Origin of the sequence: Hymenobacter caeli (assembly GCF_013294115.1) — a bacterium.
Lineage (GTDB): Bacteria > Bacteroidota > Bacteroidia > Cytophagales > Hymenobacteraceae > Hymenobacter > Hymenobacter caeli.
In genome coordinates this window covers 42,945-64,088 of record NZ_JABSNP010000021.1, presented here as the reverse complement: position 1 = coordinate 64,088, position 21,144 = coordinate 42,945, and the positions used below count along the sequence as shown (strand labels likewise).

Here is a 21,144-nt window from a genome sequence, read left to right as displayed (position 1 = left end):
CGCGCCTACAACACCTTGGGCTTGGGGAGCTTGAACTCCATGGTGGTGCCCTCGCCCACGGTGCTTTTTACGCGGATGCCCGACTTGTGGGCCTCCACGATGTGCTTGCTAATGGCCAGGCCCAGGCCCGAGCCGCCCGACTCGCGCGAGCGGCTTTTGTCGATGCGGTAGAAGCGCTCGAAGATGCGGGCCTGGTGCTCGGGGGCGATGCCGGGGCCGTCGTCGCGCACCACCACGCGCACGCCGCGGTTGCCTTCCACCAGCGACACGCGCACCTGGCCCTGGTCGCGGCCGTACTTCACGGCGTTGTCAATCAGGTTGACGAGCACCTGGCGGATGCGGTTGCGGTCGGCCACCACGGGCAGGCCGGTGGCGGGCAGCGTGGGCGGCAGCAGCGTGAGGGTGGCCCCCCGGCGGCGGGCTTTTTCCTCGACCAGCTCAAAAATTTCGTGCACCAAGGCTATCAAGTCGAAGCGCTGGCGGCGCAGGCGCACCACGCCCTGCTCGAGCTGCGAAATCGTGACCAGGTCCTGCACCAGCGCGTCGAGGGCGTCGAGGCTGGCGGCGGCCTTGGCCAGGAACTTGCGCCGGGTGGCGGGGTCGATGTCGTCGGGTTCCTCGGCGTCGAGCACGGTGTGCACGAAGCCTTGGGCGGCGAAGAGCGGCGTTTTCAGCTCGTGCGACACGTCGGCCAGGAACTCGCGGCGCAGGGCTTGCAGGCGCTTCAGCTCGTCCAGCTCCTGCTGGCGGCGCTCGGCCATCAGCAAAATCTCGTCGCGCACCCGCTTCACCGGCTCGGGCCGAAACAGGAACTTGTTGCTCATCTTCTTGAACTCCTTGCGTTTAATGTGCTCCAGGCCGGTGTAAATGCCGTTGATTTCCCGGAAAATCAGCGCTTCAAACGACATGTACACCAGCAGAAAGCACGCCGCCACTGTGATGCCGCCGGCCAGAAACGCTTCGCGCTGCGGCAGCCCGGGCACCACCAGCGCGCAGGCCGTGAGCACGGCCGCCACCAGCAGCGAGAGGAGAATGGCCACGGTGCGGGAGGAGAGGTTCATCAAGTCAGTGAACAGTTAACAATGAGCAGTGAGCAATTATTCAGTGCAACACGGGTTGGATACGGAGGTAAAGAAAATGAGCAATAGTCGCATTGACTATTGCTCATTGCTAACTGCTAATTGTTCACTGGCTTCAGTCCGCGTTGAACTTGTAGCCCACGCCCTTGATGGTTTGGATGTGGTGGTCGCCCACCTTTTCGCGCACTTTGCGCACGTGCACGTCCACGGTGCGGGCCAGTACGAACACGTCGTTGCCCCAGATATTTTGCAACAGCTCTTCGCGGTTGAACACTTTGTGGGGGGCGGCGGCCAGGAAGGCCAGCAGCTCGAACTCCTTCTTGGGCAGCGTGATTTTGCGGCCTTCCTGGTACACGGCAAAGCCGGTGCGGTCGATGCGCAAGCCGTTAATTTCGATGGCTTCGATGGCGGCGTGAGGGTCCTGGTCGCGGCGCTTGAGGGCGGCCAAACGGCTGAGCAGCGCCCGGGGCTTGATGGGCTTGGCGATGAAATCGTCGGCCCCGGCCTCGAAAGCGGCCACCTCGGAAAACTCCTCGGCGCGGGCCGTCAGAAACAGGATGTACGTGTCGCGGAAGCGGGGCTGCTCGCGCAGCAGACGGCAGGCGGCGATGCCGTCGAGGTGGGGCATCATCACGTCGAGCAGCACGATGTCGGGGCCGAACTCGGCGGCCACGTCCAGGGCCTGGCGGCCGTCGCCGGCCGAAGCGGTGAGGTAGCCTTCCTTGCGGAGGTTGAATTCCAGCAGCTCCACGATGTCCGGGTCGTCGTCCACTACCAGAACTTTGTAAACGGGCGGTTTCGCAGTGCTCATGGCGCGGGGGCTTGGGGTGGAATGTTGCCGCAAAATTACCGCCGCGTTCCCCCAAGCCGGTGTTACGTTTATGTGACCACAGATTAAACGGATTTTCAGCGGATTTAACGGATTTTTTGGGGTTTCGCCCGTTCTGCGTCGTGCCGTTCCTGGCTTTGCTCGGGAGGCCTTGGCCAAGGCCCGGTCAGACCATGCCAAGAGCTAATCCACGGCCTCAGCAGCTTATCGGCCGCTTCATAAACGGGCGGAACCTCAAAAAAAACCGTTAAATCCGCTGAAAATCCGTTCAATCTGTGGTCATGTTCACCCGCCATTTCAGGCCGCGGTACTGGTACATGTCCACCTTCACCGCGCCCACGAACAGCTCGGCCTGGAAGAGCACCGGAATCTTGTTGCGGTCGTCGGAGAGGTACACCGAAATGGCGTTTTCGCCCTTAAAAATCTTGTTGGCGGGCATTTTGGGCACCAGCTTGAAGACGCGCACCGTGCCGGCCTTGGTTTCCACAGTTTCGCGGCCCTTGTACACCACTTCGAGCAGGAAGTTGGAGCCGTCGAAGTAAGCAGGCATCTTCACGGTTTCGCCCACCCGCATGCGGTCCAGGTTGAGGGTGCGCAGGTAGTAGAAGCCGCTCACCAACTCCAGGCAGTTGTTGGCCACCTTCACCGAGGTGCGGGTGGGGTTGTCCTTGTTGTGGTCCTGCACGTCGGCCACGTCGTGGAGCTGGTCGAAGTCCACGGTTTCCTTCTTGTGGTAGCCCTTCTCGGTAATGTCGCGCTGGGCCCGCATGGGCAGGATGCTGGTGGTGTCGATGTAGGCCCGCCACTGGTCGCGGATGCGCAGGAAGAAGTCGAACGAGCCGGTGGTGCGGCCGCTCACGGTGGCCTTGTAGCAGGGGCGGTCAGCGATGCGCTCCAGGGCCCCGCTGGTTTCCACGGTGGCCTCGGCGGCGTTGATGAGGCCGTAGTGCACTTTGTAGTTGATGACCTCGCCCCGCCCGAAGCTGGACTGCGGCAGGTAGCGCACGGCCTCGCCGGGCCCCGTGGCCTCTTGGGCCGCCAGGAGCAAAAAGGCGAGCGGAGCAGCGTAAATCCAGCGGTGCATAACGGAACGGGTGGACGAAATTAAGCGGTAAGCGGCGGCTCGTCACTGGACAAAGGAAGTGCCAGCCTCCAAGGTAAAAACGCAAAAAAGCCCGCTGCGGATGGCAGCGGGCTTTTTCCTCGGATAAGTGAAAACTAATGCATCAGAAGTTATGAATTATGGGCTGGTACGTCGTCAACTCATAACCCACAACTTCTAACTCATAACTCCAATTACAGCGTGTCTTCGCCGTCCTCCACGATGGTCAGGTCCACGGGGATGACGTCCACGTCGCCGCCCTTGGCCATGTCGCGGATTTTCTTTTCGATTTCGTCGGCCAGCTCGGGGTTGTCGAGCAACAGGGTTTTCACGGCCTCGCGGCCCTGGCCAATCTTGGTTTCGCCGTAGTTGAACCACGAGCCCGACTTGCCGATGATGCCCATGTCCACGCCCAGGTCCACAATCTCGCCCACTTTGCTGATGCCCTGGCCATAGATGATGTCGAACTCGACCACCTTGAAGGGCGGCGCGACTTTGTTTTTCACCACCTTCACCTTGGTGCGGTTGCCGGTCACGTTGTCCTTGTCCTCCTTGATTTGGCCGATGCGGCGGATGTCGAGGCGCACCGAGGCGTAGAATTTCAGGGCGTTGCCGCCGGTCGTGGTTTCGGGCGAGCCGAACATGACGCCGATTTTCTCGCGCAGCTGGTTGATGAACACGCAGCAGCAGCCGGTTTTGTTGATGGTACCGGTGAGCTTGCGCAGGGCCTGGCTCATGAGGCGGGCGTGGAGGCCCACTTTCGAGTCGCCCATGTCGCCTTCCAGCTCACCTTTCGGCACCAGAGCAGCCACAGAGTCAATCACGATGATGTCAATCGCGCCGGAGCTGATGAGCTGGTCGGCAATTTCCAAGGCTTGCTCGCCGTTGTCGGGCTGGGCGATGAGCAGGTTGGTGGTGTCGATGCCGAGCTTCTCGGCGTAGGATTTGTCGAAGGCGTGCTCGGCGTCGATGAAGGCGGCCATGCCGCCTTTCTTCTGCGCCTCGGCAATCATGTGCATCGTCAGGGTCGTTTTGCCCGACGACTCGGGGCCGTAGATTTCCACCACGCGGCCCCGGGGCACTCCGCCGATGCCCAGGGCAATGTCAAGCGAAAGCGAGCCCGTGCTAATGCTGGGAATGTCGCCCACCTTGTTATCGGAGAGCTTCATCACCGTGCCTTTGCCGTAGGCCTTGTCCAGCTTGTCGAGGGTGAGCTGGAGGGCCTTCATCTTCTCGGCGGCGACGTTTACTTCGCCCTTCTCGGCCTTGTCGGGTTTATCGACTTTTTCGGCTTTGGGGGCCTTGGAGGTTGCAAATGCCATGTGGGAGGGAGTTGGAAAAAAGGAATTACGTTTGGGTAAAGTTAAGGGGTTTTGGCGGGTTGCGCCCCGTGCATATGCACAAACGCAAGGCTTGCGATACGACGGTTTTTGAGCGGCTTTTTCTAACACCGGGGCCCCCGGTTTTGTGCCATTGGGATTGGAAATATATGGGGAATATTCTAAAGATTTTAGTAGCCGTTGGGGCCGTGCTGGTTACGGCCGGCCAAGCCCAGGCGCAGCTGGATAACCGGGCATTTACTTCAGCCCGACCGGGCGCTCCTCGAAATGAATCCATTTGTTTGAATCCTTTTTTTCAAACAGCTGAACAATTTAATGATTCTATTTCTGGTGTTGGTAAGCCGGGAGAATTGCGCATCTCCCTCAACGCCTTTACCTTCTTCAAAGACAACGAGTACTTCAACGACATTGTGGAGGGCTATACACTGTTTGGCACCCAACTCAACCCGCAGCTCGTGTACTACCCCAACAAAGAGCTGCGCCTGGAGGCCGGCGTGTTCCTGTGGAAGGACTTTGGCAACCCCACGCTGCGGCAGGTGCGGCCCACCTACCGCGCCACCTGGACGCACGGGCCCCACCAATTCATTTTCGGCAACATCCGGGGAAACCTCAACCACGGTTACATCGAGCCGCTGCTCGACTTCGAGCGGGTGATGCTGAAGCCGCTGGAGGAAGGCTTACAATACCGGCTGCATACCCAGCACGCTTCTCTGGACGTGTGGGTGGACTGGCTGCGGCAGGAGTACGCCGGCGTGAGCTACCAGGAGCAGATTGCCGGGGGCCTCAGCGGCAGCTACCGGCTCACCAAGCCTGAGAGCCGGGTGCAGGTGGCCATTCCGGTGCAGTTTACGGCCCGGCACGAGGGCGGGCAGATTGACACGCTGCACGCGCCCATCCAAACGCTGTTCAACTACGCCACGGGCGTGGAGGCGCGGGTGCCGCTGCACGGCGCGGTGCTGCAAGCGGTGCGGCTAAACGCCTACGGCGTACTATTTGACGACCACTCGTTCTCAAACTACCGGCTGCCTTACCAAACGGGCAACGGCCTGTACCTCAACGGCACCCTCGAAACCCGCTACGTGGACGTGATGGCGAGCTACTGGCGCGGCCATGACTTCTACGCGCCGCTGGGGGGCAACTACTACCAGTCCATCGCCTCACGCTACGGCACCCCCGGCTACACCGACGCCGAGCGCCGGCTGCTGCTGCTGCGCCTGCTGCGCGACTTCCGCATCTCCGACGCGGCGGCCCTCACGGTGCGCGTCGAGCCGGTGTACGACTTCAACCGGCAGCTGCTGGATTTCTCGTTCGGCTTCTACCTCAACTTCCGGCAGGAATGGCTGCTCGGCAACGTGGGCCGGCGGGTGCGCGTGGGGCAGTAGCGGTGAATGGGTGGATGAAGGAATGAGGGAATGAGTAAATGGGTGATAACGCTCATTTACTCATTCACCCATTCCCTCATTCGCCCATTGATTTTTCCTGCACGAAGCGGCGGATGCTGCCCACGGCGTCGGCGTTGCGGAACCAGGCGAAGCGGGGCGGGGGCGTTTCGGGGCGGAAGCCGGCGGCCAGGGCCACGGCCTGGCCCCGCGCGTTGTCGGCGAAGCAGCGCACCAGCAGCCGCTGGGCCCCCACGGCGTCGAACCCGAACCGGCACACCGCCGCCAGGGCCTCGCGGGCGTAGCCCTGGCCCTCGGCCTCGTGGGCCAGGTAGTAGCCAATCTCGGCCTGGCCACCGGTTTGGGGCATGAGGCAGATGTCGCCGAGGTAGGCCCCGGTGGCCCGCAGCCAGATGCCGAGCACGTAGAAGCGCCCGCTGTGCCAGTCGTCGGCGAAGGCGGCGAGGGCGGCGGGGGCCCCGGCCGGGGCGGCCACGGCCCGCACCCGGTCGGGGAAGGAGGTGTGCAAGCGGGCGCGGTTCTGGTGCAGCAGGGCGAAAAACGCGGGCGCGTCGGCCGGCTCGTAGGGGCGCAGCAGCAGGCGGGGGGTGAGCAGGGGCGTGCGCGGAAGCGGCATGGCAGAGGAGGTACGGCCCCGCGCGGGGCGCGGGGCGGCAAATAACTAAGCGGGCCCCAAATGCGCGGGGCCCCGGGGCCGGCCAAGCCGGGCCGTAGCAACCCCGGGCGGGAACCGGCAGTAAAGAACCCCGCCCCGCGGCCCCGGTGGCCGGGCCCCGCCTCCTTTCCCCAAAACCAAACTTTCGTCCTTGCCCATGTCCATTGCCAAAGGCTACGCTGCCAAAAGCGTAAAATCCAAGCTGGTTCCTTTCAGTTTTGAGCGCCGCGCGCCCGGGGCCCACGACGTGGCCTTGCAGATTGCCTACTGCGGGGTGTGCCACTCCGACGTGCACCAGGTGCGCAACGACTGGAAAAATTCGCTGTACCCCTGCGTGCCGGGCCACGAGATTGTGGGCCGCGTGACGGCCGTGGGCGAGCACGTGACCAAGTACAAAACCGGCGACCTGGTGGCCGTGGGCTGCATGGTGGACTCGTGCCAGCACTGCGCCTCCTGCGCCGAAGGCGAGGAGCAGTACTGCGAAAACGGCTTCCTGGCCACCTACAACGGCCCCTTCAAGCCCGACGGCACCAACACCTACGGCGGCTACTCCGACCACCTGGTGGTGCACGAGAAGTTTGTGCTGCGCGTGCCCGCCAGCCTGGGCCGCAATCTGAAGGGCGTGGCCCCGCTGCTGTGCGCCGGCGTGACGACCTACTCGCCCCTGAAACACTGGAAGGTAGGCCCCGGCCAGAAAGTGGCCATCGTGGGCTTGGGCGGCCTGGGCCACGTGGCCGTGAAGCTGGCAGTGGCCCTGGGCGCGGAAGTGACGGTCGTCACCACCTCGCCCAGCAAGGAGGAGGCTGCCCGCAAGCTCGGGGCTATCGACGTGGTGTATTCGAAAAACCCGCCGGCCATGCTCCAGCACGCGGAAAAATTCGACTTTGTGCTCAGCACTGTTCCCGTGCAGCACGACATCAATCCCTACATCAACCTGCTGAAGCGCGACGGCCACATCGTGCTGGTGGGGGCCCTGGAGCCCCTGGCCAAGGGCACCGACAACATGCAGCTAGCCACCAAGCGCCGCAGCCAGTCGGGCTCGTTCATCGGCAGCATCGCCGAAACCCAGGAAGTGCTGGACTTCTGCGCCCAGCACGGCATCACGTCCGACGTGGAGCTAATCGACATCAAGCACATCAACCAAGCCTTCGCCGACGTGGACGCGGGCAAGGTGCCCTACCGCTTCGTGATTGACATGGCCACGCTTTAGAGAGTAAAGAGTAAAGAGTTATGGGTTGACGATTTGTCAACCCATAACTCTTTACTGCCCCACGTACTGCCGGGGGCTGCCCAGCGTGTGCTGGGTGCGCATCACGTTCACCTGCCGGGCGGCTTCGTTGAAAAACTCCAGGCGGCGGATGAGCATCTCCTTGGTCAGCACGCGGCCTTCGGGGGTTTGCATCAGGGCCCGCTTGTCGGCCAGGATGGCGCGGATGGCGGCCAGCGCGGGGCCCTCGTGCTGCATGAACTGCTGGTAGAACTCATCCACCCGCGCCACGCCTTCGGTGGTGAGGCGGAACTGCTCGCCGGCCCCCTGGTTCAGCACCTCGCACAGCACGTACACCTCAATGGGCAGGCTGGTTGCGAGGGCGGTGCTGCGCAAGTCGAGGCCCGCGGCCAAGGCGTCGAGGATGATGCGCAGGTTGCGCTCAAATTGCTGGTAGTAGGCTTGGTCTTCCATTTTTTTAGCAAGGAAAAAGGCGGTCATGCTGAGCGCAACGAAGTGGAGCCGAAGCATCTCTACGGCGCAAGTAGTCCAATCGATTGGGTTAGCCACGCGGGAGAGATGCTTCGACTACGCTCAGCATGACGGCCTGATGGACTACAATAACTCCTTAATAATTTGCTCCACCGTCACGCCTTCGGCTTCGGCTTTGAAGTTGCGCACCAGGCGGTGGCGTAGAATGGGCAGGGCCACGGCCCGCACGTCTTCGATGTCGGGCGAGTACTTGCCGCTGATGAGGGCGTTGCACTTGGCAGCCACCACCAGGTACTGCGAGGCGCGGGGCCCCGCGCCCCACTCCAGCAGCTGCTGGGCGCGGGGCGCGGCCCGCTCGCCCTGGGGGCGCGTTTTGTGCACGAGGCCCACGGCGTACTCCACCACGTTGTCGGCCACGGGTACGCGGCGCACCAGGGCCTGGTAGGCCTGGATTTCGGGGGCCGTGAGCACCTTGCCCACGGTGGTCTGGCGGTCGGTGGTGGTGTTCTTGACGATGTTCAGCTCCTCGGCGTAGCTGGGGTAGCCCAGCTGCACGTTGAACATGAAGCGGTCGAGCTGGGCCTCGGGCAGCGGGTAGGTGCCTTCCTGCTCGATGGGGTTTTGGGTGGCCAGCACGAAGAACGGGCGGGCCAGCGGGTAGCGCTGCCCGGCCACGGTCACGGCGTATTCCTGCATGCTTTCGAGCAGGGCGGCCTGGGTTTTGGGCGGCGTGCGGTTGATTTCGTCGGCCAGCACGAGGTTGGCGAAGATGGGGCCCTTCACGAACTGAAACTCGCGCTGCTGGGTCAGCGTCTCCGAGCCCACGATGTCGCTCGGCATCAGGTCGGGCGTGAACTGGATGCGGTTGAAGGAGAGGTCCAGCGCGTCGGCAATGGTCTGGATGAGCAGGGTTTTGGCCAGGCCGGGCACGCCCACCAGCAGGCAGTGGCCCTGGGCAAACACGGCCGTGAGCACCAGCCGCACCACCTCGTCCTGCCCCACGATGACCTTACCGATTTCGCGGCGCAGCGCCTGGTAGTGGGCCGCGAGGGCATCGGCGGCTTCTTTGTCGTCCATTTGTCTTTAGCTTTTAGCTTTTAGCTGCTAGCTATTAGCTTTTTTACGGCCAATAGATAGGCCGCTGAATAGATTACGTGCCCCGCAAAAAAGCTAATAGCTAACGGCTAAAAGCTAACAGCTAAGTTCAAAGCTGTACGTCCAGCACCTTGCACTGCGCGTACTCCGGGGCCACTTCCAGGTACACCGTGCCGCGGTTTTTCACGAACCACTCGTCCAGCACCTTGCTCTTCTTCTCGCCGAGGGCGGCGGCGGCAATCTTCTGGTAGTCGTCGTTGAGGTTGGCCTGGTGGGGCGGGGTGTTCGATTTCAGGTAGAGGATGCGCATGGCGTCCTTGCCGTCGTCGGTGCGGTAGGGCAGGGGCGGGGTGATGTGGCCCACCTTCATGGTGTCGATGGTGAAGAACACGGCCGGGTCGAGCTTGTCGAGGGGAATGCGCGAGCCGCCGTCCTGGCGGTTGGCCAGCAGGCCGCCGTTGGTGCTGGAGGCCTTGTCGCTGGAGTTGTCCTTGGCGGCTTTCGCGAAGCTGATGCTGTCCGACAAAATCTGGGTGCGCAGGCGGGCCAGCTTCTTGGCCGAGGCGCTGGCATCGGCCGTGCCCGTGGCGGGCTTCAGCAGGATGTGGCGCGTGGAGTAGCTGTCGCCTTTGCGCTCAATGAACTGAATAAGGTGGAAGCCGAACTGCGACTGCACCACCGGCGACATCTGCCCCGGCTCCAGCTTGCGCGCCGCGGCCTCGTACTCCGGCACCAGCTCGCCGCGCTTGAAGAAGCCCAGCAGGCCCCCTTGCACGGCCGAGCCCGGGTCTTCCGAGTACTTCTTGGCCAGCTCCTCAAACGAGGCCCCGGCCAGTACCTGGGCCCGCAGGTCGTTGAGCTTGGCAATCGCGGCCTGCTTGGCGGCCTCGTTCACTTGGGCAGGCATCACAATCTGGCCCACTTCCACCTCGGTGGAGTAATAGGGCAGGCTGTCTTTAGGAATCTTGTTGAAGTACGTGTTCACCTCGCGGGGCGTGACGGCCAGCTTGCCGGTGATTTTTTCCTGCATCTCCTGCTGCACCAGCTGCTCCTTCACCTGGGGCCGCAGGTCGTCTTTCAGCGATTTCGCCGACTTGTTGTACAGTTCTTCGAGCTTCTTTTCCGAGCCCACCTGCTGCACGAAGTAGGCCATGCGGCGGTCCAGCTCGCCGTTCACCCGGGCGTCGGTCACGGTCACGGAGTCCACGTCGGCGCGGGCCAGCATGAGCTTGTTCAGCACCAAGCTCTGCAAAATCTTGCAGCGCAGGTCGGGCGGCAGGGCCTTGCCTTCGGCGCGGGCCACCTCCTGGGCGTAAATGGTTTCCACGTCGGAGCGCAGCACAATCTGGTTGTCCACCTTCACGATGATGCCGTCGATCAGCTCCTGGCCCTTGGGGCGGCCCACGCCCAGCTGGGCCTGCGCCGCGGGCGCGGCTCCCAGCAGCAAGGCCAGGGCGCACACGCCCGCCGCCAATGCCCGATTTAATTGCTTGCGCATAATCACTTATCTATTTTCAGAATAACGGTTGACACCGGACCACAAAGCTACCGCCGCCCGCGTTGCCCGAGCCCGCAACGCCAGTACCGGCCCGTAAATTTCGCCACAAATCGGCCCGCGGCAACAAAAGGAGCCCGCCGCCGCCGCCGGGGTTGCAACCCACCCGCCAGCAGAAAGCCCCGGCCCGCGGGCCAGGGCTCAAAGAAGCACCGCAGCCACCCTGGCTAACCCGCTCGCGCTAAAGCTGTTACTTGGTAATTAGCTTGTCCACCTCGGCTTGGTTTACCTGCACGGGGTTTTGCTGGCGGAGCTGGGCAATCCATTCTTTTTCCAGGAAATTCTGGTAGTCGCTGGTGGCCTGGCCCCGGGCGTCGGCCAGCGCCTTGGGGCCGGCGGGCAGCGTGCGGGCCACGGTGATGGCGTAGTAGCGGCCGTCTTTCTGCACGGGGTAGGTACCGGGGCCCCGGCCCAGCACGTCGTCTACGGCCTTGTTGTCGCCTTTCTGGAACACGCGCTGCGTGATTTGCACGCCCAGCGGGTTGCCTTCGTTCAGGGCCGTTTCCACGGCGGCGGGGTTGGTGGTGGCCAGGGCCAGCAGGGCGTCGCCGCCGCCGCTGGCGGCCGGGCGCGAAATTATTTTCACCCGGCCGGCGGGCAGGCCCTTGCCGCGCAGGTAGGCCAGCAGCGCGGCGGTGCGCTGGGCGCTCAGCCTGGCGGACTCGCCCTTGCGGGGCCGGAGCGTGGCGGTGGCCGTAGCGGCCGTATCGGCGGCCGCGGCGCGGGCCAGCTTGTCGAGGGCCAGGGCCCCGGCCTTGGTGGGCGTGGCCGTGCCGGGGGCGAAGGCCACGGGCCCGAAGGGGCCCTTCACCGGGTAGTGGCCGGTTTTCAGCGCGGCCTGGGCGCGGGCCAGCAGCGCCGGCGTGGCGGCGCTCACCACCGTGGCCTGCACGCGGGGGCCCCACTGGTAATTGGCCTGGTTGGCGGCGAAGAACTTCTTCAGGCCCGCGGTGTCCTCAATGGCCTTGCTCCACACCTTTTCGTCCATCAGCTGGAACAGCAGGATGCCGTCGCGGTACTCCTTGGCCAGCATCCGGTAGTCCTCGTACTTGGCGTCGAGCGAGTTCTTCTCGAAGTCGGTCAGGCGCTGGTCGGCGTACTGGTCGTAGAGCTGCTCCATCACGAAGGCCGGCTGGGCCCCCGGGCGCGGGCGCTGGTTCTGGGCCACGTATTGCAGGAAATCCTTCACGTAGTACGGCTGCTGTTTGATGGTGAACAGCACCGTATTGTCCGACGCAGCGGTGGCCTTGCCCTTCTTCGGGCCGGCCTTTTGGCCGGCGGCGGCGGTCGCGGGGGCCTCGTAGCGGAAGCGGCCCTTCACCAACGACGTATCGGCCCGCGCCAGCACCAGCGCCTTGGCCGCCGGCATCTCCAGGAACTGGTCTTCCTGGCGGATGCGCTTGAGGAAGGCCGTGCGGTTCAGCTCGGAGCGCGAGTCTTTGGCCACCTTGCTTTTCAGCGTCGGCTCCAACGTGGCGAACGTGGGCACGGGCTGCTTCTCCAGCAGCTTGATGATGTGCCAGCCGTAGGGCGTCTGCACGGGCGGGGCAATGTCGCCGGGCTTTTGCAGCTTAAACGCCACGGCCTCGAACGAGGGAATCATGCGGCCCGTGCCGAAGGGCGGCAGCTCGCCGCCGTTGGCGGCCGAGCCGGCGTCCTCCGAGAACTGGGCCACAAGCTTGTCCCAGGCCTCGCCCTTGCGCAGGCGGGCGTACAGCTCGTCAATCTTTTTCTTGGCCGTGAGCGAGTCGGCGGCCGGGGCGTGGGCGTTCACGCGCACCATCAGGTGGGCCACCTTGATTTCGCCCTGCGCCGCCCGCCGGTCGTTCACCTTGATGAGGTGGTAGCCGAAGCGCGTGCGGACGGGCAGCGACACCTGGCCCACCGGCGTCTTGTAGGCCGCCGTCTCGAACGGGTACACCATCTGCATGGCCGTGAAGTAGCCCAGGCTGCCGCCGTTTTCCTTGGCCGAGGGGTCTTCGCTCTGCTGCCGGGCCAGGGTGCCGAAGTCGGCCCCGCCCAGCACCTGCTGGCGCAGGGCCATTATTTTTTGGTAGGCGGCCAGCGTGTCGGCCGGAGCCGCGTCGGGGGCCACCCGCACCAGGATGTGGGCGGCGCTCACCTCCTGGCCCATGCGGTCGTAGGCCTCGCGCACGAGCTGGTCGGTCACGCTTTTCTCCGTGAGGTAGGGCTGGGCCAGCTGCTGGCGGTAGCCGTCCAGCTCGCGGTGGAAGGCCTGGGTGGTGTCGAGGCCCCGGCGCTCGGCTTCCAGCACCTTTAGCCGGAAGTTGGTGTACAGGTCCAGGTACTCGGCCACGCTCGGGCGGGTGCCGTAGTCGGGGGCCGTGCCGTTGTTTTTGCGGTACACGTAGGCAAACTCGCCGGCCGGTACCGCCACGGGGCCCAGGGTTTCGATGGCCGGCCCGGCCCCGGCCGGCCCCGGCCCTACCGGGCCGGTGGCTTGGGGTTTGGTGGCCTGGCAGCCCGCCAGGAGCAGCACGGCGGCCGCGCCAACGTGCAAAAAGCGTGTGTGCATGGAAAGGGGAAAAGGAACGGGCCGGGGCCGCCCGGCCGGCGCAGCGCCGGCTGCCAGGGCGGCCCCGGCCGGCGAAATTAACTAATTTCCAGTCGATGCCGGCCCCGCGCCGGCCCCCGGGGCCCTCACGCCAGGTGCTTGCTCAGGTGGCACACGGTGTGCTGGTCGCGGGTGAAAAACTCTACCCGGTCCATCAGGCGGTTCACCAGGGCCATGCCCATGCCGCCCTTGCGGCCCTGGCGGATGTACTCGGCCAGGTTGGGGGCCACGTGGGGCGGGGGCAGGTAAATGGAGCCGCCGTGGTCGGCTATTTCCACGTTCAGGTAGTGGTTTTCCACCACCAATTGCAGCTCAATTACCTGGTGCGCATCTTCGCCGTTGGCGTGGATGATGAAGTTGGCCACCACCTCGTCCACGGCCAGCACCACCTGGTTCACCAGCAGCTCGGGCAGGTCGCGGCGGTGCAAAAAAGCCCGCACAAAGTCGCGCACCTGTTGCAGGTTGTGGCGCGAGCATTCGATGCGGAGCACGTCTTTCATGAGGGATGCCACGGCGCGGCCAGTTGTTCAGGCCCCTGCCGGATGTCGGGTGTGGGGGCCCGGCGCAACCGCCGGGCCAAAAGGGTGCCGGCCTACGCCGCCGTGGCCTCGGCCTGGGTGGGCACGATGGTCATGAGCGAGTCGAGCCCGAGGATTTCAAAGACGTTGAACACTTTTTCCTGCATGTTGAAAAATACCAGCTTCACGTTGTGGTCTTGCAGCCGCTGCAAGTGGGAAATGAAAACGCCCAGGCCCGCCGACGAAATGTAGCTGAGCTTGGCGCAGTCGATGAGCACCTTGCGGTAGTCGAGCAGCCCGGGTTTGACCAGCTCGGAATCAAGCAATACGGCCGAGCTAGCGTCCAGCTCGCCGTCGAGGACGAGCAACAGGGAATCGGCGGAGGGGTGAGCAGTTACTTTCATGATGGGGCAGATACGTCAGGCGGCCGGTTCCGGTTGAACGGCTTTGAATTTAATGACGAGCAGGGTCTGGTCGTCGTGGATGGGCTGGCCGGTGGTGAAGGCATTCAAGTCGTTCAGAATGAACTGCTTGATGGCGTCGGCCTCTTGGTAATAACATTCTTCGAGGCGCAGCTTGAGGCGGTCCTCGCCGTATTCTTCCTGCCCGGCCCCGCGGGCCTCCACGATGCCGTCGGTGTAAACCACCATTACGTCGCCGGGTCCGTAGTCGTAAAACTGGTTGTTGATGTGCTTCTCGTAGCCTTCGTTGCGGATGATGCCCAGCCCCAGGCCCGCCGATTGGAAGTAGAACACCTCCTCGCGCAGGGCGTGGTAGTAGAGCGTGTGGCAGTGCCCGGCGCGGGCAAACATGAAGCCGCCCTGCTCGTAGTCGATGATGTAGAGCGAGGACGTGATGAACGAGGAGCGCTCCAGGCAGTGGGCGAGGGCCGCATTGGCCTGCGCCATGAAGCGGCTGGGCAGCGGAAACCGGTCGCGCTCGTTTTTGGCCAGCGGGTTGCCCTGCATCAGGGCGTGGAAGATGCCCTTCATCTGGGCCATGTGGAAGGCGGCCGTCACGCCCTTGCCGCTCACGTCGCCGATGAGCACGGCCAGCCGCCGGCCCGGCAGCACCAGGAAATCGTAGAAATCGCCGCCCACCTCCTTGGCCGCCAGCGAGTGGGTGCTGATTTCGAACCAGTCGTCGGTGGGCAGGTTCTTGGGAATGAGGCTGTCCTGCACTTCGGACGCAATTTTCAGCTCTTCCTGGGTGCGCTGGTTGTGCAGGGCCAGGGTGGCCAGCGTGAGGTTTTCGAGGCTGAGCACCGTTTGGTCCGTGAAGCTGCGCAGTACGCTCACCTCTTCGGGGTCGAAGCCGTAGGGGATGCGCTTGAGCAGGTACAGGGTGCCGTAGCGGTGCTGGGTGCCGTGCAGCGGCAGCAGCACCAGCGACCGGTAGTGGGGGGCTACCGCGGCCAGGGCCGGCTTTTCCGCCAGGTTGTTGTTGACGAAGTTGACGCCGCTGAGGCGGTAGTGCGCCAAGGCGTCGCGCAGGAGCGTGGCCTCGGCCGGACTGACTTTGTAGTAGTACTCCGTGGCGGCGGTGGTTTTGCCGGCCGGGTTTTCGGCCGGTACGTCGAGCCAGGCCGCGTCGGCCTGGGCCGTGTCGGCGGCCGCGTCGAGCAGGGTTTGATAAATTTCGGCTTCCGACTGCCCGCGCTGAATGATTTGGGTGAGGCGCTGGAGGCTGAGCACTTCGGCCCGGCGCTGCTCGTGCACCCGGGCCGTGGGCAGGTTGAAAAAGGTGACGAGCAGGCCCGTCACCGAATAAAACGCCGCGAAAAAAGCCGTCAGCACCAGAAACGCGCCCTGGGGCTCGGGGGCCAGCAGCAGCGGGTCGAACCGCGTGGCGCGGAAGTACTGCACGAACACCAGCAGCCCCAGCAGCAGCAGCAGCTCGTAGGCCACGGCCTGCCACTTTTGCCGCCGCGAGAGGTACGCGACCCATTTCTGGTTGGTGCCCAGGTAGGCCCCAAACAAGGCCAGCGCCGTGAATACAACGGTGTTGACGGTGGCGGGCGGGTGCCAGCTCAGCAGCCGCAGCAGCAGCGTGGCCCCCAGCAGCACCTCAAACAAGGCCCACTCGGTGCGCAGGCGCACCGTGGACCGGAACAGGATGAGCGACCGCCAGGCGTAGTTGGTGCGGGCCAAAAACACCACGAATAGCCCCAGGTTGACGGTGTACACCACGGCCAGGAGCGCCGGGCCCCCGGCCGGCAGCCTGGCCACCGCGGCCGCGCGCTCCAGCAAGCCCAGGGCCAGCGCCACGGCGGCTATCAGGCCGGGGCCCCGCACCAGGCGCCGCAGCAGGCCCACGAAGTCGTAGCCCTGGAGCGGGTCGGGCCGGCCCCGCTGGTAGAGGAACACGAACAGCACGAAAACGGCCTGGGCCAGGATGATGCCCCAGCGCGGCCACCCGGCCAGCCCCGGCACCGCGTGGGCCCGCCCCAAGGTGCCCAGCAGCAGCAGCCCCCAGCTGAGGACGGCCAGGACAAGGGAACAAAAAGATAAGCGTTGGCGCACTGGAAAGGAAAAGATTGGAAGGGCCCGTACCGCCCGCACGAGTGCGCCCCGGGGCCCCACTGCCCGGCAAGTTACCCACAACGGCCGAATCTACTTCCCCGAACCGCGCCGGGTTTGGGGCGGGCCGGCGGGCGTAAAAGCCGAGGGCGAAGGGCCAAAAACCAACCGCTGGTTCTTGGCCCTTCACCCTCAGCTCATCCCCTGGCTACGGTGGCGCTAGCGGCTGCTGTAGTTGGGGGCCTCGCGGGTAATCTGCACGTCGTGGGGGTGGCTCTCGCGCAGGCCGGCCCCGGTGATGCGCACGAACCGGGCCGCTTGCAGCGCGGGCAGGTCGGGGGCCCCCACGTAGCCCATGCCGGCGCGCAGGCCGCCCGCCATCTGGTAGATAATCTCGCTCACGGGGCCCTTGAACGGCACGCGCCCCACGATGCCCTCGGGCACGAGCTTCTTCACGTCGTCCTCGGCGGCCTGGAAGTAGCGGTCCTTGCTGCCGTCTTCCATCGCTTCCACCGAGCCCATGCCGCGGTAGTTCTTGTACTTGCGGCCTTCGTAAATGATGAGCTGCCCGGGCGACTCCTCGGTGCCGGCCAGCAGCGAGCCCACCATCACGGCGGCCGCCCCCCCGGCCAGGGCCTTCACGATGTCGCCCGAAAACTTGATGCCCCCGTCGGCCACCAGCGGGATGCCGGTGCCTTCGAGGCCCCGGGCCGCTTCCAGCACCGCCGAGAGCTGCGGCACCCCAATGCCGGCGATGATGCGCGTGGTGCAGATGGAGCCGGGGCCCACGCCCACCTTCACGCAGTCGGCCCCGGCGTCGGCCAGGGCGCGGGCCCCTTCGGCGGTGGCCACGTTGCCGGCCATCACGTCGAGGTCGGGGTAGGCGGCCTTGATGGCGCGCACGGCGTCCATCACGCCCTTCGAGTGGCCGTGGGCGGTGTCGAGGCTCACCAGGTCCACGCCGGCCTCCACGAGGGCGGCCACGCGCTGGAGCAGGTCGGGCGTCACGCCCACGGCGGCCCCCACGCGCAGGCGGCCCTGGCCGTCTTTGCTGGCCTGGGGCGAGCGGCGGCGCTTGCGGATGTCCTTGTAGGTCATCAAGCCGGCCAGGCGGCCCTCGGTGTCCACCAGCGGCAGCTTGTCCACTTTGCTGTCCTGGAGCAGCTCCTCGGCCGCGGCCTGGTCGATGCCGGCGGGGGCCGTTACGAGGCGGGCCAGGGGCACCATCACGGTGGTCACGGGCAGGGTCAGGTCGCGCTCGAAGCGCAGGTCGCGGCTGGTGAGGATGCCTTGCAGGCGCCGCTCCCCGTCAATCACCGGGATGCCGCCGATGCTGTGGTGGCGCATCAGGTGGCGGGCGTCGGCGAGGGTGGCGGTGGGCAGCAGCGTGAACGGGTCCTGGATCAGGGCCGACTCGCTGCGCTTGACGCGCCGCACCTGCTCGGCCTGCTTGCCGATGCTCATGTTTTTGTGGATGATGCCCAGGCCGCCTTCCTGGGCCAGGGCGATGGCCATGTCGGCCTCCGTCACGGTGTCCATGGCCGCCGAAATCAGCGGAATTTGCAGGCGGATGCGGGCGGTGAGCTGGGTGCCGGGGTCGCAGTCGCGGGGCAAAACCTCGGAGTACGCCGGCAGCAGCAGTACGTCGTCGTAGGTGAGGGCCTCGAAGGCAATCTTGGTGGCGAGGGCGGCGGGGTCGGCCATGAGCAAAAGGAGTTAGGGAAAACCTATTGCCGGGCAAATTTACGTCGGGAAGTTGGGATGGGCCGGAAAAAGAAACGCCCCGCCGGGCGGGCGGGGCGGGGCGTTGGGGGCCGTTGGAATCTGGCGAGCTTACCGGCGGCCGAAGCGGTAGCGCAGGCCTATTGGGGTGCTGTACGAATAGGAAGACAAGCCGCTGTGTTCGGGCGGGTTGATATAAAAATTAACTATAAAATCGCCCGTTAAGTCCAAGCGCTGGGTTAACCGGTAGCGCACACCCGTGCCAAGGTTCAGGTACCAGCTGGTGGAGGCGTAGTGGCCATCGTAGTTGGATACGACGTTCTGAAGGCTATCAACGGAGGTGCTGGAGCCTTTGGTCATGAACCGCGCCACGGTGAAGCCGCCCAATAAATCGACTTGAAAACGTTTTTCCGGGCGGTTGGTGAGGGCGTACCGCGCCAGCACGGGCACCACCAGCCTGCGTTGCCGAATGCTGCCGTAGGTGTTGCCCTGGTGCGGCCCACCGTTGAAGTAAGCGCTTGGGTAGGCGTAAGGGCCTTCGGACTGGGCGTACAGGGCGCTGGCCTGCACCGCCAGCCGGGGTTGCAGCTGCACGCCCACCGTAAGGGAAGGCAGGGCGGGACGATCATAAAAACGAGCCGGCGACTGTAGCGAGCCGACGGACGCGCCCAGGCCCACAAAAACGTGGGGCTTGAAATCGGCGGGAGTCTTAGTCTGGGCAAAGCCTGCCAAGGGCAGGGCCCCGGCCAGCAGGCCGGGTAAAAGGAAGCGGTGCAGCTGCATGGGTAGAAAAGGAAGTGGAAAGTGGAGGTATGCCAAGTAGAGCCCCATTGCGTGTACCAAGTTGCACGTGAAAAGGCCGACCAGGATTTTCTTCTAAAAGACAACCATTTGCGGGCTAGCATCCTGCTTTTTAAACAAGGCCTTTGGGTAGGCTACCGCAAACAATTTGCCCCCACTAGCCGTCTTACGCACCTGGTATTTTCACCACTTATAGAAACGACTCATGCCCAATTCCCCTAAAAACTGGTTCATTACCGGCGCCTCGTCCGGCTTCGGCGAGGCCCTGGCCGAGCTGCTGCTGGCCAAAGGCGACAAAGTAGCCGCCACTTTCCGCCACCAAAACCAAGCCGACGAGTTCACCCAAAAAGCCGGCGCCAACGGCCGCGGCGTGGTGCTCGACGTGACCGACGCCGCCCGCGTGCCCGGGGCCGTGCAGGAAGCTATTGCCGCCCTCGGCCACCTCGACGTGGTGGTGAACAACGCCGGCTACGGCTCGCTGGGCCCCATCGAAGAAATCGACGAGGACGAAGTGCAGCGGCAGTTCGACGTGAACGTGTTCGGGGCCCTGCGGGTGCTGCGGGCCGTGCTGCCCCACCTGCGCGCGCGCAAGAGCGGCCACATCCTCAACATTACCAGCATCGGCGGGCTGCGTGCTTTTCCGGGCGTGGGCATCTACAACGGCTCCAAGTTTGCGCTGGAGGGTATTGGCGAGGCGCTTTCCAAGGAAGTGGGGCCCCTGGGCATCCGCGTCACCAACATTGAGCCCAGCGGCTTCCGCACCAAATGGGCCGGCGAGTCGGCCACGTTCACGAAGCCCAAAAACGCCGACTACGACGCCACGGCCGGCAAAAACATGGGCGACATCCAGGGCTACAGCGGCAACCAGCCCGGCGACCCGGTGCGCGCCGCCCAGGCCATGTACGACGTGGTGAACCAGGAAAACCCGCCCCTGCACCTGCCCCTGGGCGTGGCCGCCGTGAAGGGCGCCCGCGCCAAAATCAAGGAGCTGAGCGACGAGGTGGAGCAGTACGCCAGCGTGGGCGAAGGTGCGGACTTCCCGGCCGAAAAGTAGGATTATTTGCTTCGAGAAGGGGCCCCCGGCGTATTGCCGGGGGCCCCTTTTTTGTGCCGAATACCACGGGCGGGCTGCCGGCTTTTTCGCCGGCTGCCCGCTAATCGCTGCACGGTGCGGGTGGGCAAAGCGTTGCACTGTGCGGGTGGGCGGCCCCGGCCAAGCGTTGCGGACGTGCGGACTTGCCCTGGGGGCCCTGGCGATTACCGGGCAGCCGGCGAAAAGCCGGCAGCCCGGCGCAGGTGGCCCAGCGGGTCCCGGCGTACCTTCGGGCCATGCCCTATTCCGCCGCCGACCGCATCGCCACTTCCTGGGCCCACTTGCAGGAATTGCTGTTTCAGGACACCTGGGACGGGCGCATCGGGCGGTTTCGCTCGCCGTTTGTGTACCGCGGGCAGCGCTCCAAAAACTACTTGCTCACCACCAGCCTGCAGCGGCTGGGCGGCAATTACTTCGAGCTGGAGCACCACCTGCTGCGCAACTTCCGCAAGTACGCCCGCGACACGGCGGCCTCGCCCGCCGCCACGGCTTCGGTCTGGGATTGGCTGGCCTTGGCCCAGCACCACGGCCTGCCCACCCGCCTGCTCGACTGGACGTACTCGCCCTACGTGGCCCTGCACTTCGCCACCGACGACCTCCAGGCCTACCACCAAGATGGGATTATCTGGGCCCTGAACTACGTGAAGGCCGCCGAGCACCTGCCCGATGCTTTGCGCGACGCCCTGCGCCAGGAAGGTTCCAACGTCTTCACGTCCGAGTTGCTGGCCCCCGTAACGGACAGCCTGCGCAACCTCGAAAGCCTGCAAGCCGAGCCCTTCGTGCTGTTCCTGGAGCCGCCCAGCCTCGATGCGCGCATTGTGCACCAGTACGCCTTGTTTTCGCTGATGAGTAGCAGCCAGAGCGTGCTGCACGAGTGGCTGGCGCATCACCCGGAATTGTACTTTCGCGTCATCGTGCCTGCTCAACTCAAGTGGGAAGTGCGCGACAAGCTCGACCAGGCCAACATCACCGAGCGGGTGCTGCTGCCCGGCCTCGGGGGCCTCTCGCGCTGGCTGCACCGCCACTACTCGCCCCGCGACGGGGGCTCAGACAGCGGGTTCGTAGACGACAGCGACATGCGGTAACGAGCTTGTGGCGTGGGCTCTGTGAGCCCGCGCGTTTCGCTTCGTCCCAGTGGTAATCGTGGGGCTGTAGCGCGAAC

18 protein-coding genes are annotated in these 21,144 nt (G+C 64.7%); 4 read left to right on the top strand and 14 right to left on the bottom strand.

Annotation, left to right across the window (positions count from 1 at the left end; translation table 11 throughout):
• Positions 1-5: 5 nt before the first annotated feature.
• From HNP98_RS18260 to recA, 4 genes are all read right to left on the bottom strand, one after another.
• Positions 6-1,061: a sensor histidine kinase gene (locus HNP98_RS18260; RefSeq protein WP_173811620.1), complete on the bottom strand. Its 1,056-nt coding sequence runs from the start codon at positions 1,059-1,061 to the stop codon at positions 6-8.
• A 133-nt stretch (positions 1,062-1,194) separates the two neighbouring features.
• The gene (locus HNP98_RS18255; protein ID WP_173811619.1) at positions 1,195-1,890 is read right to left on the bottom strand and encodes a response regulator transcription factor; all 696 of its coding nucleotides are present in this window, start codon (positions 1,888-1,890) and stop codon (positions 1,195-1,197) included.
• 286 nt (positions 1,891-2,176) lie between these two features.
• Positions 2,177-2,992, bottom strand: coding sequence for a DUF3108 domain-containing protein (locus HNP98_RS18250; protein ID WP_173811618.1), 816 nt, complete (start codon positions 2,990-2,992; stop codon positions 2,177-2,179).
• Between the two features lie 212 nt (positions 2,993-3,204).
• Positions 3,205-4,239 carry a recombinase RecA gene (gene recA / locus HNP98_RS18245; protein WP_246275210.1) on the bottom strand — a complete coding sequence of 345 codons (1,035 nt, stop codon included), beginning with the start codon at positions 4,237-4,239 and terminating at the stop codon, positions 3,205-3,207.
• A 461-nt stretch (positions 4,240-4,700) separates the two neighbouring features.
• Between recA and HNP98_RS18240 the strand changes: the two genes are divergently transcribed.
• A complete protein-coding gene (locus tag HNP98_RS18240) occupies positions 4,701-5,732 on the top strand; it encodes a hypothetical protein (protein WP_173811616.1) in 1,032 nt (343 codons plus the stop codon).
• Between the two features lie 76 nt (positions 5,733-5,808).
• On the opposite strand, the gene HNP98_RS18235 is transcribed toward HNP98_RS18240, so the two are convergent.
• Positions 5,809-6,366: a GNAT family N-acetyltransferase gene (locus HNP98_RS18235; RefSeq protein WP_173811615.1), complete on the bottom strand. Its 558-nt coding sequence runs from the start codon at positions 6,364-6,366 to the stop codon at positions 5,809-5,811.
• Positions 6,367-6,562: 196 nt separating this feature from the next.
• Here HNP98_RS18235 and HNP98_RS18230 point away from each other — a divergent pair, with 196 nt between their 5' ends.
• Entirely contained in the window at positions 6,563-7,615 is a 1,053-nt protein-coding gene (locus HNP98_RS18230; protein ID WP_173811614.1) for an NAD(P)-dependent alcohol dehydrogenase, read from the top strand.
• A 51-nt stretch (positions 7,616-7,666) separates the two neighbouring features.
• On the opposite strand, the gene HNP98_RS18225 is transcribed toward HNP98_RS18230, so the two are convergent.
• The 9 genes from HNP98_RS18225 to HNP98_RS18185 all read right to left on the bottom strand — a co-directional run bounded on the left by HNP98_RS18225 (position 7,667) and on the right by HNP98_RS18185 (position 18,871).
• Positions 7,667-8,086 carry a hypothetical protein gene (locus HNP98_RS18225; RefSeq protein WP_173811613.1) on the bottom strand — a complete coding sequence of 140 codons (420 nt, stop codon included), beginning with the start codon at positions 8,084-8,086 and terminating at the stop codon, positions 7,667-7,669.
• Positions 8,087-8,227: 141 nt separating this feature from the next.
• Positions 8,228-9,181, bottom strand: coding sequence for an AAA family ATPase (locus tag HNP98_RS18220; RefSeq protein ID WP_173811612.1), 954 nt, complete (start codon positions 9,179-9,181; stop codon positions 8,228-8,230).
• Between the two features lie 127 nt (positions 9,182-9,308).
• Positions 9,309-10,697 (bottom strand): peptidylprolyl isomerase, encoded by a 1,389-nt coding sequence (locus HNP98_RS18215; RefSeq protein ID WP_246275207.1) that lies wholly within the window; start codon positions 10,695-10,697, stop codon positions 9,309-9,311.
• 247 nt (positions 10,698-10,944) lie between these two features.
• Complete coding sequence (locus tag HNP98_RS18210) at positions 10,945-13,290, bottom strand: peptidylprolyl isomerase (RefSeq protein WP_173811611.1); 2,346 nt, start codon at positions 13,288-13,290, stop codon at positions 10,945-10,947.
• 125 nt (positions 13,291-13,415) lie between these two features.
• Positions 13,416-13,829 carry an ATP-binding protein gene (locus HNP98_RS18205; RefSeq protein WP_173811610.1) on the bottom strand — a complete coding sequence of 138 codons (414 nt, stop codon included), beginning with the start codon at positions 13,827-13,829 and terminating at the stop codon, positions 13,416-13,418.
• Positions 13,830-13,921: 92 nt separating this feature from the next.
• Positions 13,922-14,251, bottom strand: coding sequence for an STAS domain-containing protein (locus HNP98_RS18200; RefSeq protein ID WP_173811609.1), 330 nt, complete (start codon positions 14,249-14,251; stop codon positions 13,922-13,924).
• A gap of 15 nt (positions 14,252-14,266) precedes the next feature.
• A complete protein-coding gene (locus tag HNP98_RS18195; RefSeq protein WP_173811608.1) occupies positions 14,267-16,369 on the bottom strand; it encodes a PP2C family protein-serine/threonine phosphatase in 2,103 nt (700 codons plus the stop codon).
• A 216-nt stretch (positions 16,370-16,585) separates the two neighbouring features.
• Positions 16,586-18,070, bottom strand: a complete 1,485-nt coding sequence (guaB, locus tag HNP98_RS18190; protein WP_173811607.1) for an IMP dehydrogenase — start codon at positions 18,068-18,070, stop codon at positions 16,586-16,588.
• A gap of 129 nt (positions 18,071-18,199) precedes the next feature.
• Complete coding sequence (locus HNP98_RS18185; protein ID WP_173811606.1) at positions 18,200-18,871, bottom strand: outer membrane beta-barrel protein; 672 nt, start codon at positions 18,869-18,871, stop codon at positions 18,200-18,202.
• A gap of 223 nt (positions 18,872-19,094) precedes the next feature.
• Between HNP98_RS18185 and HNP98_RS18180 the strand changes: the two genes are divergently transcribed.
• Both HNP98_RS18180 and HNP98_RS18175 read left to right on the top strand, forming a co-directional pair.
• Positions 19,095-19,943, top strand: a complete 849-nt coding sequence (locus HNP98_RS18180) for an oxidoreductase (protein ID WP_173811605.1) — start codon at positions 19,095-19,097, stop codon at positions 19,941-19,943.
• Positions 19,944-20,218: 275 nt separating this feature from the next.
• The gene (locus tag HNP98_RS18175) at positions 20,219-21,067 is read left to right on the top strand and encodes an FRG domain-containing protein (RefSeq protein ID WP_173811604.1); all 849 of its coding nucleotides are present in this window, start codon (positions 20,219-20,221) and stop codon (positions 21,065-21,067) included.
• Positions 21,068-21,144: the final 77 nt, after the last annotated feature.